At 68.1% G+C, this 15,642-nt stretch carries 13 protein-coding genes; 4 read left to right on the plus strand and 9 right to left on the minus strand.

The genetic code is table 11. The features are described from left to right. Positions 1–17: 17 nt before the first annotated feature. From NXI30_25175 to NXI30_25190, 4 genes are all read right to left on the minus strand, one after another. Positions 18–488 (minus strand): hypothetical protein, encoded by a 471-nt coding sequence (locus NXI30_25175; protein ID MCR9097523.1) that lies wholly within the window; start codon positions 486–488, stop codon positions 18–20. Between the two features lie 36 nt (positions 489–524). Beyond that, complete coding sequence (locus tag NXI30_25180; GenBank protein MCR9097524.1) at positions 525–1,352, minus strand: TauD/TfdA family dioxygenase; 828 nt, start codon at positions 1,350–1,352, stop codon at positions 525–527. Positions 1,353–1,388: 36 nt separating this feature from the next. Next, positions 1,389–1,910 (minus strand): MarR family transcriptional regulator, encoded by a 522-nt coding sequence (locus NXI30_25185; protein MCR9097525.1) that lies wholly within the window; start codon positions 1,908–1,910, stop codon positions 1,389–1,391. A 76-nt stretch (positions 1,911–1,986) separates the two neighbouring features. Next, entirely contained in the window at positions 1,987–2,460 is a 474-nt protein-coding gene (locus tag NXI30_25190; protein MCR9097526.1) for a hypothetical protein, read from the minus strand. A gap of 153 nt (positions 2,461–2,613) precedes the next feature. Between NXI30_25190 and NXI30_25195 the strand changes: the two genes are divergently transcribed. Beyond that, the gene (locus NXI30_25195; GenBank protein ID MCR9097527.1) at positions 2,614–3,594 is read left to right on the plus strand and encodes an NAD(P)H-quinone oxidoreductase; all 981 of its coding nucleotides are present in this window, start codon (positions 2,614–2,616) and stop codon (positions 3,592–3,594) included. 111 nt (positions 3,595–3,705) lie between these two features. Here the strand turns inward: NXI30_25195 and NXI30_25200 are convergent, their stop codons facing one another. Continuing rightward, positions 3,706–5,532, minus strand: a complete 1,827-nt coding sequence (locus NXI30_25200) for an ABC transporter ATP-binding protein/permease (protein ID MCR9097528.1) — start codon at positions 5,530–5,532, stop codon at positions 3,706–3,708. Between the two features lie 356 nt (positions 5,533–5,888). Between NXI30_25200 and ndk the strand changes: the two genes are divergently transcribed. Then, positions 5,889–6,326, plus strand: a complete 438-nt coding sequence (ndk, locus tag NXI30_25205; GenBank protein MCR9097529.1) for a nucleoside-diphosphate kinase — start codon at positions 5,889–5,891, stop codon at positions 6,324–6,326. Positions 6,327–7,133: 807 nt separating this feature from the next. Here ndk and NXI30_25210 read toward each other — a convergent pair. Together NXI30_25210 and NXI30_25215 are read right to left on the minus strand one after the other, a co-directional pair. Further along, positions 7,134–7,940 carry an enoyl-CoA hydratase/isomerase family protein gene (locus NXI30_25210; protein MCR9097530.1) on the minus strand — a complete coding sequence of 269 codons (807 nt, stop codon included), beginning with the start codon at positions 7,938–7,940 and terminating at the stop codon, positions 7,134–7,136. Positions 7,941–7,969: 29 nt separating this feature from the next. Then, complete coding sequence (locus NXI30_25215) at positions 7,970–10,336, minus strand: carbohydrate binding family 9 domain-containing protein (GenBank protein ID MCR9097531.1); 2,367 nt, start codon at positions 10,334–10,336, stop codon at positions 7,970–7,972. A gap of 158 nt (positions 10,337–10,494) precedes the next feature. On the opposite strand from NXI30_25215, the gene NXI30_25220 reads away from it, so the two are divergent. Together NXI30_25220 and NXI30_25225 are read left to right on the plus strand one after the other, a co-directional pair. Then, on the plus strand, positions 10,495–11,868 hold the full coding sequence (locus NXI30_25220; protein MCR9097532.1) for a phosphotransferase: 1,374 nt from the start codon (positions 10,495–10,497) through the stop codon (positions 11,866–11,868). Between the two features lie 69 nt (positions 11,869–11,937). Further along, entirely contained in the window at positions 11,938–12,576 is a 639-nt protein-coding gene (locus tag NXI30_25225) for an HAD hydrolase-like protein (protein ID MCR9097533.1), read from the plus strand. A 212-nt stretch (positions 12,577–12,788) separates the two neighbouring features. Here NXI30_25225 and ftsZ read toward each other — a convergent pair whose 3' ends face one another. Together ftsZ and ftsA are read right to left on the minus strand one after the other, a co-directional pair. Beyond that, positions 12,789–14,195 carry a cell division protein FtsZ gene (gene ftsZ, locus NXI30_25230; GenBank protein ID MCR9097534.1) on the minus strand — a complete coding sequence of 469 codons (1,407 nt, stop codon included), beginning with the start codon at positions 14,193–14,195 and terminating at the stop codon, positions 12,789–12,791. A gap of 172 nt (positions 14,196–14,367) precedes the next feature. Further along, positions 14,368–15,606, minus strand: a complete 1,239-nt coding sequence (ftsA, locus tag NXI30_25235) for a cell division protein FtsA (GenBank protein MCR9097535.1) — start codon at positions 15,604–15,606, stop codon at positions 14,368–14,370. Positions 15,607–15,642 lie beyond the last annotated feature (36 nt).

Here is a 15,642-nt window from a genome sequence, read left to right on the forward strand (position 1 = left end):
GCGCAGCGCCGACGGTTTCAGTTCCTCGTGTCCTCGATCCAATCCGGCATGTCGATCGGGGGGTTCGGCAGCCGCTTCGCATTCTTCTCCGCGAGCAGCTTCTCGAAGCCCTCGGTGTCCGCCGGAAACGAGCGCGGATCGCCCATCATGACCTCGAAGAGCTCGACCCCGTCGGGTCCCGCGACGAAGGGACCGAAGGCCGCGCCCTGCTCGAGGGTGATGTGCATGCCCGGCGTGCATTCGACATCGCCGCAGGTCATCGATCCGGAGAGCACGTAGACCACGTGTTCGCTGTTGTGTCCGTGCTTGTGGATCATCATGCCCGGGTCCCACTTCGCGTAGAGCGAGAGGCACTTGTCACTGAACTCGAGCCACTTCTCCCGGACGTAGGCGGGGCCGGTCGGCAGCTCGATTGCGCGGACCTCCTGCCACTTCTCGTCGTCGAGGTGTCGGAACTTCACGCGCGGCTCACGCGATTCGTCGGTCATGGATGGTGTCTCCTCGGGGTGCCCGCAGGCGGTGTGTCAGACGACCTTCTCGCCGGCGATCGTCACGCGATTCATGATGCGGCGGGTGTCGTAGTCGGGAACGGCGAAGTGCTGGGTACTGCGATTGTCCCAGAACGCGACGGAGTTCGTGTCCCAGGTGAAGCGGCACTGGAACTCCGGCGACCGGATGTGGTCCATCAGCATCGGCAGCAGCGCGTCGTTCTCGGACTCGGTCAGCCCCACGATGCGCGTGGTCGAGTTGCGGTTGACGAAGAGCGCCTTCTTGCCCGTGATGGGGTGGGTCCGGACGACCGGGTGCTCGACCGGGGGCCACTTCGCCTGGATTTCGGCGAGGTCGACGTCGGCATGGCCGGCGGCGATCCCCTTCAGGAGCGGCTTCGTGATGTCGTGTACGGCCGTCAGGCCGTCGACGAGTCGCTGGATCGGGGGAGAGAGGGCCTCGTAGGCGGCGACCGCGCTGGCGAAGCAGGTGTCGCCACCGACCTTCGGAATCTGGACGGCGTGCAGGATCGAACCCATCGGCGGCTCGGCCATGAACGTGTTGTCCGAGTGCCACTGGTCGGCGCCCTCGCCGCGGGGACTGGTCTGGTCCAGGACGATGTATTCCGGGTCGTCCCCGTATTTCGGGGCGAAGGGGGGGATGCTGATCGGGCCGAACTGCTTCGCGAACGCGACCTGCTGCTCCGGCGTGATGTCCTGGTTCCGGAAGAAGAGCACGTGGTATTCGGTCAGGGCTTCGAGGATCCCTGCGCGATCCTCTTCGGCCAGGGGCGCGCGAAGATCGACGCCTTCGACGTTCGCGCCGATCGCCGAAGTGACGGGCTGGAAGTGCAGCGAGCTCATGGAGGGTCTCCTGGCCTGGGGGCTCGGGCGGTCGGCCTAACGTAGTCCGGCCGCGGCGCCGCGGTCGGCCGCGCGTCGTTCGAAGAGTTCGAGCAGCGAGCCGAGGCTCTTGTCGGCGGCGTCGACCTGGTGGGCGGTGAGCGGCGCCATGAGGCTCGTCGTCGCGGTGAGGAACGCGTGGAAGACGCGCTCCTGGAGCGAGCGGCCGCGATCGGTGAGGGTGACCCGCATGCCGCGGCCGTCGTCGGGGTCGGGGGAGCGCGAGACGTAGCCGGCTTCCTCGAGGCGCTTCAGGATCTTGGTCATCCCGCCGGAGGAGCGTCGCAGCCGGCTGTAGAGCTGGCTCGGTTTGAGCGTGTAGGGCGGGCCCGCGCGCCGGAGGGCGGCGAGGACGCCGTAGTCCGACGGGGTCAGCTCGAAGGGCTCGAGGACGTCGTGTTGGAACGCGTCGAGGAGGACGCCGAGGCGCGCCAGGCGCACGAGGGGCGGGAGGTTGGCGATGTCCAGATCGCCGTACTCGGATTCCCAGCTGCGCGTGAGATCTTCGAACCAGTCCATCCGTCCCTCGTCGTCGAGGGCGTCAGACTAGCTGCGTCGATAGCTTTCTGGCAAGAGAGAATCGATCCGGCGCGATTCAGTGCGTGATCCGGATCATCGCCCCCACGATCTGTCGGCCGAAGGCCATCGGATCGCGGCTGGTGACCCGATTCCGGCTCTCCCAGGCGAACTCGAGCTCGATGCCCTCGGCGAGGGGGCGGGTCAGGGCGACCCGGCTCTGGATGTGCCGCTCGAAGCGGAGGCCCGGGCCGACGTCGGAGACCAGAGGCGCCGCGAACTGGTCGGGCCGGGTCCGGAAGCGGCCGTAGCTCGCATCGAAGCGGGCGCGGATCTGGAGGGGCAGGTCGATGAACGCGATGCCCTCCGCCCGCCAGTCTTCGTTGGGCCGGAAGAGCGGCTGGTCGAAGCGCGCGCCGAGGGCCTCGATCCAGGCGAGACGGTCGTCCTCCGCGCTCGCGACGGGGGCGGCGAGCAGGATCAGGAGAGCGAGCGCGGCGACCCACGGACGCACGGCGCCGCGGGTCGATGTCGAGCGGGGGGAGCGAGACATTGGAAGGCTCTTCGGGCGTCTCCGGGGAATCCCTGAGTGATCGGGATCACCCATTCCCGCTCGCTGCCGTGGGAGTGGTCACCCTGCCGCCGGACCTCGCGTCTCCTGCGGGCGATCTGCGCTGGGCCCGGCCGCGGCCTAGACTCGCGCGCCATGAGAGCCATCGTGATCGAAGAGCCTGGAGACGAGAGCTGCATGCAGCTCGGAGACGCACCGACGCCCGAGCTTCGGCCGGGTGCGCTGCGGATCGAGAACCACGCGGCCGGCGTGAACCGTGCCGACCTGATGCAGCGTCGCGGCCTCTATCCGCCGCCGCCCGGGAGCTCGCCGCTCCTGGGGCTCGAGTGTGCCGGGATCGTGACCGAGGTCGGCGTCGGCGTGTCGGGCTTCGCGGTCGGCGATCGCGTGATGGCGCTGCTTCCTGGCGGTGGGTATGCGGAGGAGGTCGTCGTCGACGCCGGCTCGGCGATCCCGCTGCCCGAGACGCTCTCCTTCCACGAGGGGGCCGGTCTGACGGAGACCCTCCTCACGGTCCACCTCAACGTCTGGCGTCTCGGCGGTCTACCGGAAGGCGGAAGCGTGCTCGTTCACGGCGGAGGCAGCGGCATCGGGACGACGACGATCGATCTCGTGAAGCGTGCCGGCGGGACCGTCATCGCGACCGCGGGCAGCGCGGAGAAGTGCGCGCGCTGCAAGGAGCTCGGAGCGGACGCCGTCGCGAACTACAAGGAAGACGACTGGGTCGCGATCGCGAAGGAAGCGACCGGCGGCAAGGGCGTCGATGTCGTCCTCGACTCGATCGGGGCGGCCTACCTCGAGAACAACCTCGCGACGCTGGCCAACGACGGCGCGCTCGTGCTGATCGGCCTGATGGGCGGGGCCAAGGCCGAAGTCAACCTCGGTCTGTTGCTCACCCGACGGCTCAAGATCGTGGGCTCGACCCTCCGGACCCGCAGCAACGAAGAGAAGGCGTCGATCGTCCGGGACTTTCTCGCGCGCTTCGGGGACGACCTCGCCGACGGCAAGATCCGCCCGATCCTCCACGAGGTACTCCCCCTGGCAGAGGCGCCGGAGGCGCACCGCATGCTCCAGGCGAGCACGCATTTCGGGAAGGTCGTGCTGGCGGTCCGTTAGGCGGCCCGGGACGCGCCGGCGGATTTCGCGGTTTCACCTCGCGATCGCGGGGGCCGCGCGGACTTCGCGGTTTCAGCTCGCGATCGCGGTCTGCGCGCCGACCTCACGGTTTCAGCTCGCGATCGCGGTCTGCGCGCCGATGAGCTCGGCGTAGACGCCGCCGCGGGCGAGAAGCGTCTCGTGGTCGCCGGTCTCGGCGATCCGGCCTTCTTCGAGAACCACGATCCGGTCGGCGTGCTGGATGGTCGAGAGGCGGTGGGCAACGAGGAAGATCGTGCGCTGCCCCCGGAGACCGTCGATCGCGGCCTGCACGGCCCGCTCGGTCTGGGCGTCGAGGGCGCTGGTGGCTTCGTCGAAGACCAGGATCGACGCGTCGGCGAGGATCGCCCGGGCGATCGTCACCCGTTGCCGTTGGCCGCCGGAGAGCCGGAGCCCGAACTCGCCCGCGAGGGTGTCGTAGCCCTCGGGCAGGCCCTCGATGAACTCGTCCGCGGACGCAGCGGCGGCGGCCGCGCGGACCTCGTCGTCGGTCGCGCCGGGTCGCCCGTAGCGGATGTTCTCCATCAGGGACTCGTCGAAGAGGAAGGGCTCCTGGGTGACGAGAGCGACGTGCTCGAGGAACGAGGCCCGCTCGAGGTCCCGGAGGTCGACGCCGTCGATCTCGATCGCGCCGCGCGTCGGGTCGTGGAAGCGCAGGACGAGGTCGACCAGCGTCGATTTGCCGGTGCCGGTCCGGCCGACGATCGCGACGACCTCGCCGGCGCGGACTTCGAGGTCGATGCCGTCGAGGACCGGGGCGCCTCCGTAGTCGAAGGCGACGTCCCGGAAACGGATGTGCTCGCGCAGGCCGGTCATCGGTCGCGCGCCGGGTCGGTCCGGGATCTCTTCGTCCATGTCGAGAACCGCGAAGAGCCGGGCCGCGCTGCTCGCCGCTTCGACCAGACGGGGCACGCTCTGGATCAGGCTCTTCAGGGGCTTGTACGCGAGCCCCAGGATCGCGCCGAAGGCCATCACGTCGCCGATCGTCAGCCCGTCGATCCCGTGGACGACCGCGTAGCCTCCGATCCCGATCACCCCGGCGAAGAGGGCCGGCCAGATCGCCTCTCCCGAGGCCTTCACCAGCGCGCCGTTCTTGATCACCTTCATGTGGCGCCGGAAGTACTTGTCGGTCTCGTGATCGTAGGCGGTCGTCTCCGCGTCCTCGCCGCGAAAGGCCTTGATGACCTTGATGCCCGAGAGGATCGCGATCAGGCGATCCGAGAGCTGGCCCTGCGTTTCCTGGCGACGGGTGGAGACGTCGAGGATGCGCCCCATGAAGGTGGAGACCAGTAGATAGAAGGGCGGGACGCCGAGGAGGACGACCCCCGTGAGCGGAACGCTGATCCAGAGCATCATGGCGACGCCGATCAGGATCATCTCCGCGTGCAGGATCACGTCCTTGTAGAAGACGACGATCATCTGGCACGCGATCTGGGCGTCCGCCATGGAGCGCGAGAGGAAGTCACCGCTCGAGCCTTCGCGGAAGGTCCGGAGGGGGACGTGGAGGAGCTTGCGGGCGATCGCGATGTCGACGCGCTGGCGGACGCGTCCGGCGACCCATTCGGCGAGATAGGAGCGGCCGAGCACGGCGAGGGGGGACACGATCAGCGTCGCCCCCACGATCCCCGCGATGGGGCGGATCAGCGGCCAGAGCTCGTCCATGTTCAGCTCGCCGGCGGTCTTCGGCAGGACGATGTCGTCGAGCAGCGGCTGGATCAGCGACACCCGGATGAAGCCCGCGCCCGCCACGACGGCGCCGAGCAGGACGACTCCGAGCACGCGTCCGCCGTCCCCCTTCGAGAGGGCGAGCAGTCGGCGCAGCGCGCGAGAGGCCGAGATCCGCTTCGCGGGCTCGGCCGTCCCGTTCGAGGACCGGATCTCGGGGTCTTCGTTCGGCATCGACAAAGTCGGTCGGTTCCTGTCGGGGGGGGCGCGACGGCGGGCGGTCACGCCGTTGGCGGGCGGGCGACCGTTAGGGTCGCAGGTCGGGTCGAAAGCGGCCAACCGGCGAGGTGCCCGGGCCCGGGAGCGGCGTTCTCGAGTGCATTTTCCGTCGATGCAGCCAAGACTTGCGCGGAATCTCCGCTACGCTCCCGCCGCCTCGATCACGGGGACCGGCGAGGCTCGCCGCTCACAACGACTGCGCGCAGAGCCCGCTCCATTCGCCGATCAGAACACCAATCAGAGCACCGCTCAGACCACGACACGGACGACCCGCCTCGCGCGTGTCCCGTATGCAATCAGGAGAGCCCATCATGGCCGTGGAACGCACCTTCGCCATCATCAAGCCCGACGCCGTCCGCAAGAAGGTCGCCGGCCAGATCATCAACCGGATCGAAGAGGCTGGCCTCGAGATCGTCGCGATGAAGAAGATGCAGCTGACCGAGCAGGGCGCGCAGGGCTTCTACGCCGTCCACAAGGAGCGCCCGTTCTTCAAGGATCTCGTGGCCTTCATGACCTCGGGACCGGTCGTCGCCCTGATCCTCGAAGGCGAGGGCGCGATCAAGCAGTGGCGCGATCTGATGGGCCCGACGAACTCGAACGAGGCCCCTGCCGGCACGATGCGCGGCGACTTCGGCACCGACATCGAGCAGAACGCCACCCACGGCTCCGACGCCCCGGAGACCGCGAAGCTCGAGACGTCCTACTTCTTCAGCCACACCGAGATCATCGGCCTCACCGAAGCGCTGTAACCATCGGCGCTGCGCGCCTCTTTCGCCGGCGGACGCCGGACGGCGCTGCGCGCCTCTCGAAGCGCCGCTTTGCGGCGGCGCTTCTCGCGCTGAGGGCTCTGTTTCGCCGGCTGACGTCGGACGGCGCTGCGCGCCTCTCGGCGGGCTCTTTCGCGGGGGGAGGCGCGAGCGATGAGCGAGTGCCGAGCATGAGATCCTCTGCGCGCGACCGCGCGCGGAGGATCGAAGGGAATCGACTTGCGCCGAGGGCTCTGGCGGGTGCCGCCGGAGCGCCGAATTCCGTGACGGGTCCTTCTCTCGAGGGGCCCGTTCCGCGTTCAGGGCCCCGAGCGCGCAGGAGCGGAACCAGAAGCCGGCGTCGAGACGGACGTCCGGAATGCGCAGCCACCCCGTCGCGCTCGGCGTCGCCATAGGGGCAAGGCGCCACGCGGTCGCCCGACCGCCCCGCGGCCGCAAAAAGAGAAGCCCGATCTCGCCTCCGGCGAGATCGCTCTGGCGGCGGGATGCAGAGGCCGTGGCTTAGGAGCTCAGCCCTTTCGCCACGAGCACGAGCAGTCCGAAGTAGGTAAGCACCAGCCAGAGCTGATGGTTGGTGAGAGCGCGGGTCATGGGGTCGTTCCGTTGGGTTGGGCGCTTTGGACGAGGGGGGCGGGACTCGGGGATTCGCCCGGGCCCTTGTCTCTTCTATCGAACGGGGGCGGTGGGACTTGAGACCCGCGGCGAGCTTCCGCGGTTCCCGGGGCCCCGGCTGTGTCGGCGGTCACCGGATCGGGCGGCGGGCGGTCGCGGAATCGGGAGGGACACGGGCTAGCGACCCTGGAATCGGGGGGCGCGCTTCTCGCGGATCGCGGCGAGGCCCTCGTGGGCGTCGGCCGACTCGAAGTTCCTGGCCTGCTCGCTCGCCTCGAACTGGAGCTGGTCTTCGAGCGAGCTGGTCTCGCTCCGGCGGAGGGCCTGCTTGACGGCGCGGACGGCCAGCGGGGCGTTGGCAGCGATCTCCGCGGCGGCGGCCTGGGCCGAAGGCAGCACTTCGTCCCGGGGCATCGCCCGGTTCGCCAGACCGACCCGGACGGCCTCGTCCCCGTCCACCAGGCGGCTGGTGTAGAGCAGCTCCGCCGCGAGACCCGGGCCGACCAGCCGGGGCAGGTTCCAGGTCGCCGCCATTCCGGGGTGGACCCCGACCCGGGTGAAGTTGAGGCCGAGCTTCGCCTCGTGGGCGGCGTATCGGAAGTCGCAGCCCAGGGCGACGCAGAACCCCGCCCCGATCGCCGCGCCGTTCAGCGCGGCGACGGTCGGGAAGGGCAGGTCCCGGATCGAGAGGAAGAGGCGGTAGAAGCTGCTCATCTCGTCTCGGATCCCGCGCCACGCCTGGCCCGGGGCCGCGGCCCCGGCGTCGGCCTGGTCCTGGAGCATCTCGAGGTCACCGCCCGCCGAGAAGGCGCGACCGACGCCCGTCAGGACCAGGGCCCGGATGGAGTCCTCGAGGGCGAGCCGCCCGACGACGTCGCGGAAGGCGAGGCCCATCTCACGACTCATCGCGTTCAGCTTGTCGGGATCGTTGAACTGCAGGGTGACGACGTCGCCGTCGCGGGATTCGAGGATCAGGTCGGACATGGTCGGTCTCCGGGGCGCGCCCGCGCGATTCAGAACGTGAGGGTCCAGACCCCCTTCACGAGGAGTTCGCTGCGCGAGAGATTCGCCCGGTTGTCGTCGGTGTCGACGTTCTGGTTCACGACGAGGAAGAACTCCCGGCCGTCGCGCAGGATATAGCGGAAGCGGCTGTTGATTCCCGCATTGTCGCTGCGGTTGTCGTACTGGACGAAGTTCGACCACACCACGTTCGGCGTGAACAGGAGGTCGACCTTCAGCCGCACGAGCTGGGTGTCCCGGTCGTTGCGGTCGGGTTCGCCCGAGGCGAGTCCCCGCCGCTTGGGCAGATTGATGTCGCGGAGCTCGTACTCGACCTCGAAGAAGAGGTAGTGCGAGGGGCGGAACTCGAGGACGAGGTCGAAGCGGGTGCGCGTCCCGTCGAAGAAGCTCCCCCAGCCGATCTCGGTTTCGACGCGGACCGGCCGGTTCCGGCTCGTGAAGATTCGCAGAGCGGCTTCGTGGAAGGTGTAGTCGTCGGCAGGGATCGCGACCGTCGGAATGAAGTCGTTCGGACGGACGAGCTCGTGGCGAAGCCGGTACCGAACGTCGAAGCCGTCTTCGATCGGCGTCGTGAACTCCGCGGGAATGATCCGCAGGTTCACGGTCTCGAGCTGGTTTCCCGAGTCGACGAAGACCTGCCCGAAGACCTCGTTGTCGATCGTCCGGAAAGGGCCTCTCGACGGACGGGTCCGGTAGCGAAACGAGTTGAACGTGTGTCGGATGTCGTTCCGGTTCACGAAGCCGATCCGAGGCGCGTAGTCTTCCTGGAGCTCCTCGAAGCCGACGAGCCAGTTGAAGCGGTCGTTCGGGTATTCGAGCTTGACGCCGTAGCCGTTGTTGCGCCCGGCGCTCAGGTGGTTGTCGTCGATGCTCTTCGCCCACCAGAGACTCGCGCGAAAGACCTGACCGGTATCGCGGAAGTTGGTGTTGCGGTAGAGAAAGTCGGTGCCCACGGTCGTCGAGTTCCGTCCGCCGCCGGTTCCGCTGGTCTCGTCGTAGGCGCGGCCGCGGGTCGGGTTGCTCGCTGCACTTCCGTCCGGATTGCCGCGGGTGAGGATCATCCCGAGCGTCGATTCGCCGAACACGTTGACTGCGGCGCGGCCGACGAAGAGATTGCGGGCGTCGATGTCGTTCGCCTCGTCGATGTAGGTGTCGAGGACGCCGAATTTCACGGGTCCGAGGCGGCCGGTCAGCTTTCCTCCGCCCAGGATCCGGGCCGGACCTCCGCCCGCGACGCTGTTACCGGGGTTGAACCCGATTCGGCGTGAGAAGAAGGGGCGGCCGTTCTGGCTGATGTCTCCGAAATCGAAGATCAGACCGTCCTCGAGGAAGAAATCCCGCTTCTCCGGGAAGAACAGGGCGAAGCGGTCGTCCTGGATCTGGATGTCGTCTACTTCGACCTGACCGAAGTCGGTGTTCGCCGTGACCGAGGTCGTCACCGAGGGCAGCACCTTGTAGTAGCCGTCGAAGGTCGGGTCGAACTCGAATCGGTCCTGGACCGCGCGCTCGTCGCGCCGACGGATCGTCATGCCGGGCGTCAGCTCGAAGCCGAGCCCCTGGTCGAGGTCGTCCACGCCTTCGAGGGTTCCGGCGACCCCCATCGAGCTGACGAAGTTCTGGGGCTGCCAGTCCGACCACCGCGCCGTCTCGTCGCTGCGGCGGATCCCGCGCTCGAAGTTCAGGCCCCAGGCGTCGACCTCGGGGTCGAATCCGATCGAGGCGAAGGGAATTGCGAACTCGGCCGTCCACCCCTCGGCGTCGATCGATGTCTCGACGTACCAGATGGTGTCCCAGCTCACCTCGAACTCCTCCGCCTCGAGAAGGACGTCGTGGCGCATCGCGTTCGGGTTGGTCTGGAAGAAGTAGCCGTTGCGTTTCGTGTTGAACGTATCGAGGGAGAAGCCGACGCGGTCGTCCCAGAACGGGAATGTGTCGCGTTGCTTGCGGTTGCGAACGATCTGGTCGGGGTCCGAATCCCAGCAGCGGAAGCCTACGTAGAGGGTCTGTCCGTCGGTCACGATCCGGATCTCGGTGCGCTGGGTGGGTGTGGCGCCCGGCGTCGGCAGGACCTGGGTGAGCTCGTCGACGAGGCCGCCATCGAGCCAGCCGGGGTCGTCCATCACGCCGTCGATGACCGGAGGAAGATCCGTCCAGCCGAGCGTGACCCGGAAGTCCGACGGCGATCTGTCCCCCTCGGCGAAGGCGAGGACGGGCGCTGCGAGGACGACGAGGGAGGCGGCGAGGGAGGCGGCGATGGAGACGGCGATGGAGGCCAGCCGGCACCGTCGCAACGCGGGCAGGGCGGGACGGCCCTGAGCGATCCGACGCTGCGCCAGGGTTCTTTGGTGGGGCGCGGGCATCGAGGGACTCTCGGAAGACGGGCCCGGAAGCCGGGCGGCGCGCAAGATAGGCACTTCGCGTTCGCGTCGCATGGCACGGCGGGTTCCTGTCGCGTGGCGGGACGCGTCTCGCTGGGCCAAGTTCGTCAGACGCCCGAGCGGCGAAGGAGGTCTGGCAGATGGGCGACGAACACCTACAGCGCTGGGAGCCGATCTTTCCCTGGATCGAGGAGCAGCTCGGCGGCCGGATCGTTCGGCGGGAGCGTCAGGGGCGCGAGTCGGGCGGACGTTATGCGTGGTTCGTCGATCTCGAGAAGGACGGAGCGCTCCTCCAGACCTACGTTCGTGGGACGCGCGACGATTCCTTCTCGTACGTCGACGTCTACTCGACGCGCCGGGAAGCGGAGATCCTCCGCGTGCTCCACCGCGAGGGCGTGCGCGTCCCGGAGGTGCTCGCCTTCCACGAGGATCCTCAGGCGGCGGTGCTCTCCCACGTCGTCGGCGAAGACAATTTCAATCTCTGCACCGATCCGGAAGAGCGCGAGTCCGTCGTCGAGGACTTCCTTCAGGCCCTCGTCCAGCTCCACGCGGTCGACGTGTCGCTCTTCGAGAAGGCGGGCGTATTCATCCCGAAGACGCCGGAAGAGGTCGCCCTCAACGACCTCGACGTCTGGCAGTCGACCTACGAGAAGGGGGTGAAGGAGCCGCTCCCGATCCTGACCTTCGCGTGCCAGTGGCTGCGCCGGAACGTGCCACAGAAGCAGGTCGATCCCGTCCTCTGCCAGGGCGACACCGGCCCGGGCAACCTGCTCTTCCACGAGGGCCGGGTCACGGCGCTGGTCGACTTCGAGCTCGCCCACGTGTCGGACCCGATGACCGACCTGTGCTGCGTGAGGTCCCGGGACCTCTACACGCCGATCGATCGTTTTCCGGAACGGCTCCAGCGCTACGGCGAGCTCTCGGGCCGCGAGATCGACTTCGACACGCTCGCCTTCTACAACGTGAAGACCCAGGCGCTCGTCCCGATGTCGCTCGCGCCGGTCATGGAGAACCTCCACGCCGGGACCGAGCACGCGGAGTGGATCGCGCAGCACGTCTTCTATCTGCGGACGACGGCCCAGGCCCTCGCGGAAGCGACGGGCGTCGCACTCGAAGAGCCGGAGCTCCCCGCGCCGCGCCCGACCCGCTTCTCGCACTACTACGACATGCTGATCGAGAACCTCGAGGAGGAGCAGTCGCCGGCGATCGAGGACCCCTTCCTGAAGAACCGGATGTGGTTCGCTTCGCGCCTCGCTCGGCACCTGCGGCATGGCGACCGATTGGGCATCGCGTTCGAGGAGCAGGAGCTCGACGACCTGGGCGAGCTCCTGGGCTCGCGGCCGACGGACGTCAAGGAAGGCCATCGGCAGCTGCACCGGCTCGTGCTGGATTCCGGGCCGGACCGGGACGAGGCGTTCATCCGCTACTTCTATCGGCATGCGAAGCGCGAGGAGATGCTGATGGAGGGCGCGCTCGGGATGTGTGAAGGCGCGCAGCTGGCGCCGCTGCGATAGGAGGGTGGGCGCCGTCGGCTCCCTCTGGCCAGAACCGGCGAAGCGCGTCATGGTTGCGGCCGAATGTCCTTGCAAGCGCTTTTCTTCGACCTCGACGGCACCCTGACCGACCCGAAGCCCGGCATCACGGGCTGCATCCAATATGCCCTCGAAGGGCTCGGGCAGCCGGTTCCCGGCAAGGACGAACTCGAGTGGTGTATCGGTCCGCCGCTCCACGAGAGCTTCGCGAGGCTCGTCGGCTCCGAGGAGGCCTGGCGGGGCGTCGCTCTGTACCGTGAGCGCTACGGAGAGATCGGTCTCTTCGAGAACGAGGTCTACGAAGGGATCCCCGACGTGCTCGCTGCCCTGGCTGCGCAGGGCGGCGAGCTCTTCGTCGCGTCGAGCAAGCCGAAGGTCTACGTCGATCGCATCCTCGACCACTTCGACCTGACCCGATTCTTCGTCCGCACCTACGGAAGCGAGCTCGACGGGACGAACACCGACAAGCGCGACCTGCTCGCGGTCGCCCTCGCGGACAGCGGGATCGCCCCGATCGACGCGACGATGATCGGCGATCGCGCCCACGACGCGATCGGGGCCGCCCACAACGCGTTGGACTTCGTCGGCGCTCTCTACGGCTACGGCTCCCGCGAAGAACTCGAAGACGAAGGCACCACCCGCTTCGTCCACGAACCGACCGAGCTCGTCCGCGCCCTCGTCCTTCCCTGACCAGGCCCCCCGGCGAGGCCCCGCAAGAGGCGACGGATCGACGCCCCGGACGCGCGGGCAGAAGAGGCGCAAAACGAAAACGGCCCGCTCTGCAGAGCAGAGCGGGCCGTTTGGTTGATGAAGCCTGTGCAGCAGCGGGTCGACCGCCGCACCCCGGTGCCGCCATGGTGGCTCGTCGCTACGAATCCACCCCGGCGCCACCCGGCCGCAAGTCAGTTGCCTCCCCGACGCATGAACGAAGGGGCGTCCGAGTCGTCCCCACCCGTCGTCCGCTTTCGCAGGAACGCGGGCGTATCGAGCTCGTCCTCGAAGGGCGACTCGAAGCCGGTCTGGGCCATCTCCTCGGCGGTCTGTCCGCCCGCCGCAGCGAGCTGCTGCTGTTCCGGCTCGACCCGCTCCTGGGTGCGCGCCTGCGCCGGGATCGGCTCGGGCTCGCGTAGCGGCATCACGTTCGGTGCATCGACCATCGCGCGCTCGCGCTCGATCTCCTCCACCGGGTCCGGGATCCGCTGGCGCGGCTCGGGAGTCGGACGCGCAGGCGGCGTCGGCGGCCGCCGTCGCGCTTCCTCGCTGTCGAGGCCGGTCGCGATCACGGTCACGCGCAGCTCGTCTTCGCCGAGCTGGTCGTCGATCACGGCGCCGACGATGATGTTCGCATCCTCGTGGGCCGCCTCGTGCACCAGCGACGAAGCTTCGTTGACTTCGAAGAGCGTCATCTCCGAGCCGCCGGTGATGTTGATCAGCACGCCGCGCGCGCCCTCGATCGACAGATCCTCGAGCAGCGGGCTCGAGATCGCCGCCGCGGCCGCGTCGATCGCGCGGGTGTCGCCCTGGCCGATGCCCGTACCCATGAGCGCCGTGCCCGCCTCGTTCATCACCGTTCGAACGTCGGCGAAGTCGAGGTTGATCAGGCCGTGGATCGTGATCAGGTCCGAGATCCCGCGGACCGCGTTGAGCAGCACCTGGTCGGCGATGCTGAACGCGTCCTTCATGGCGGTCCCCTTGCCTGCGAGGGCGAGGAGCCGCTGGTTCGGGATCGTGATCAGCGTGTCGACGACGCCGTGCAGCTCTTCGAGACCGTGCCCCGCGTGCTTCATCCGCACGCGTCCCTCGAAGGGGAAGGGCTTGGTCACGACGCCCACGGTCAGCGCGCCGACTTCACGCGCCACCTCGGCGACGATCGGCGCCGCACCGGTTCCGGTTCCGCCGCCCATGCCCGCGGTCACGAAGACCATGTCGGAGCCTTCGAGGAGCTCGCGCAATCGGTCGCGGGCTTCGAGCGCCGAGGCGCGTCCGCGATCCGGGTTGGCCCCGCATCCGAGTCCGCGCGTGATCTCCGCGCCGAGCTGGACCTTGGTCACCGCCTTGTTATGCGTGAGTGCCTGGGCATCCGTGTTGGCGGCGATGAACTCGACGCCTCCGAGGCCCGACTCGATCATGGTGTTGAGGGCGTTGCCGCCGCCACCACCGACACCGATCACCTTGATGACCGCTTCCTGATGAGAGGAGCCCTCGAATTCGAGCAGCTCCTGCCCGTCTTCGGGTCCCAGCTCGAGAAGGTCGACACCGTCTTTCTCGGTGTTCCCGGACTCAGAGCGATCGTTCTTCTTCTTAGCCATGCTTTCACCCCCCGACGATGCGTGGCAGCACCGCGGAATGTAACACGAAACTGTTCGTTTTGTGCTGGTTCGCGCGCCCTGATAGGCGCCTTTTTCCGTTTAATTTCGGGTGACTCGAACGGCGCGACGGGGATGCGACGCACCGTTCCGGCCTCCCGGTGGTCGGTCCCGATCAGTCGAACTCGGCGTAGAACCAGTCGCGCATGCGCTGCTTCACCCTTCCGAAGATCGACTCGTCGCGGATCCGGAAGCGGCTGCTCCGGGCCGACCGCTGCTGGTCGAGTCCGAAGAGCACGAGTCCGACGCCCGTCGAGTACATGGGACTCTTCACCACGTCCTGGAGTCCCCCGATCGACTCGGGGAGACCGCGCCGGACGGGGGCCTCGAACACCTCCTCCGCGAGCTCGGCGATCCCGGAGAGCGCCGAGGCGCCACCCGTGAGCACGAGACCGCTCGGGATCTTGTCGATCAGCTCCGCCCGGACCAGCTCCTGGCGCGCGAGGGAGAGGATCTCCTCCACGCGGGGCTCGATGATCTCGCACAGGACCTTCCGGGAGATCTCCCGGGGCCGGCGACCGCCCACCGACGGGACCGAGATGTGGTCGTCGGAGCCCAGGAAGCGCGCCGAAGCGACCCCGAACTTCTTCTTGATCCGCTCCGCCTCGTCAAACGGCGTTCGTAAACCGACCGCGATGTCGTTGGAGAAGTGGTAGCCGCCCAGACCGAGCACCGACGTGTTCTTGATCGACCCGTCCGCGAACACCGCGATGTCCGTGGTGCCACCGCCGATGTCGATCATGCAGACGCCGAGATCCTTCTCGTCCTCTGCGAGCACGGCGCACGCCGAGGCCAGGGGCTCGAGGACGATGTCCATCACGTTGAGCCCGGCCTTGTTGCAGCACTTCACGATGTTCTGGGCGCTGGTGACGGCCGCGGTCACGATGTGGATCTTGGCCTCGAGCCGGACCCCGCTCATGCCGAGCGGCTCCCGGATCCCATCCTGGTCGTCGATGATGAACTCCTGGGGGATCACGTGGATCACCTCCCGGTCCATCGGGATCGCGACGGCCTTCGCCGCGTCGATCACCCGCTTGACGTCGCCGTCCCGGACCTCCCGGTCCTTCACCGCGACGACGCCGTGCGAGTTGAACGCGCGGATGTGACCGCCCGCGACGCCGGTGTAGACGGACGTGATCTCACAATCCGCCATCAGCTCGGCTTCCTCGACCGCGTGTTTGATGGAATCGACGGTCGCGTCGATGTCGACGACGACCCCCTTGCGGAGACCGCGGCTCGGGTGGGTCCCGATGCCGACGATGTCGATGCCATTCTCCGTTTCCTCTGCGACGACCGCGCAGATCTTGGTGGTCCCGATATCGAGACCGACGATCAGCTCGTCCTTTCTGGACATGCTTCACCCCCCGCTCGTGCGTTCCGTGTCACACGA

The organism is bacterium, from assembly GCA_024742285.1.
Taxonomy (GTDB): domain Bacteria; phylum Myxococcota_A; class UBA9160; order UBA9160; family UBA4427; genus UBA4427.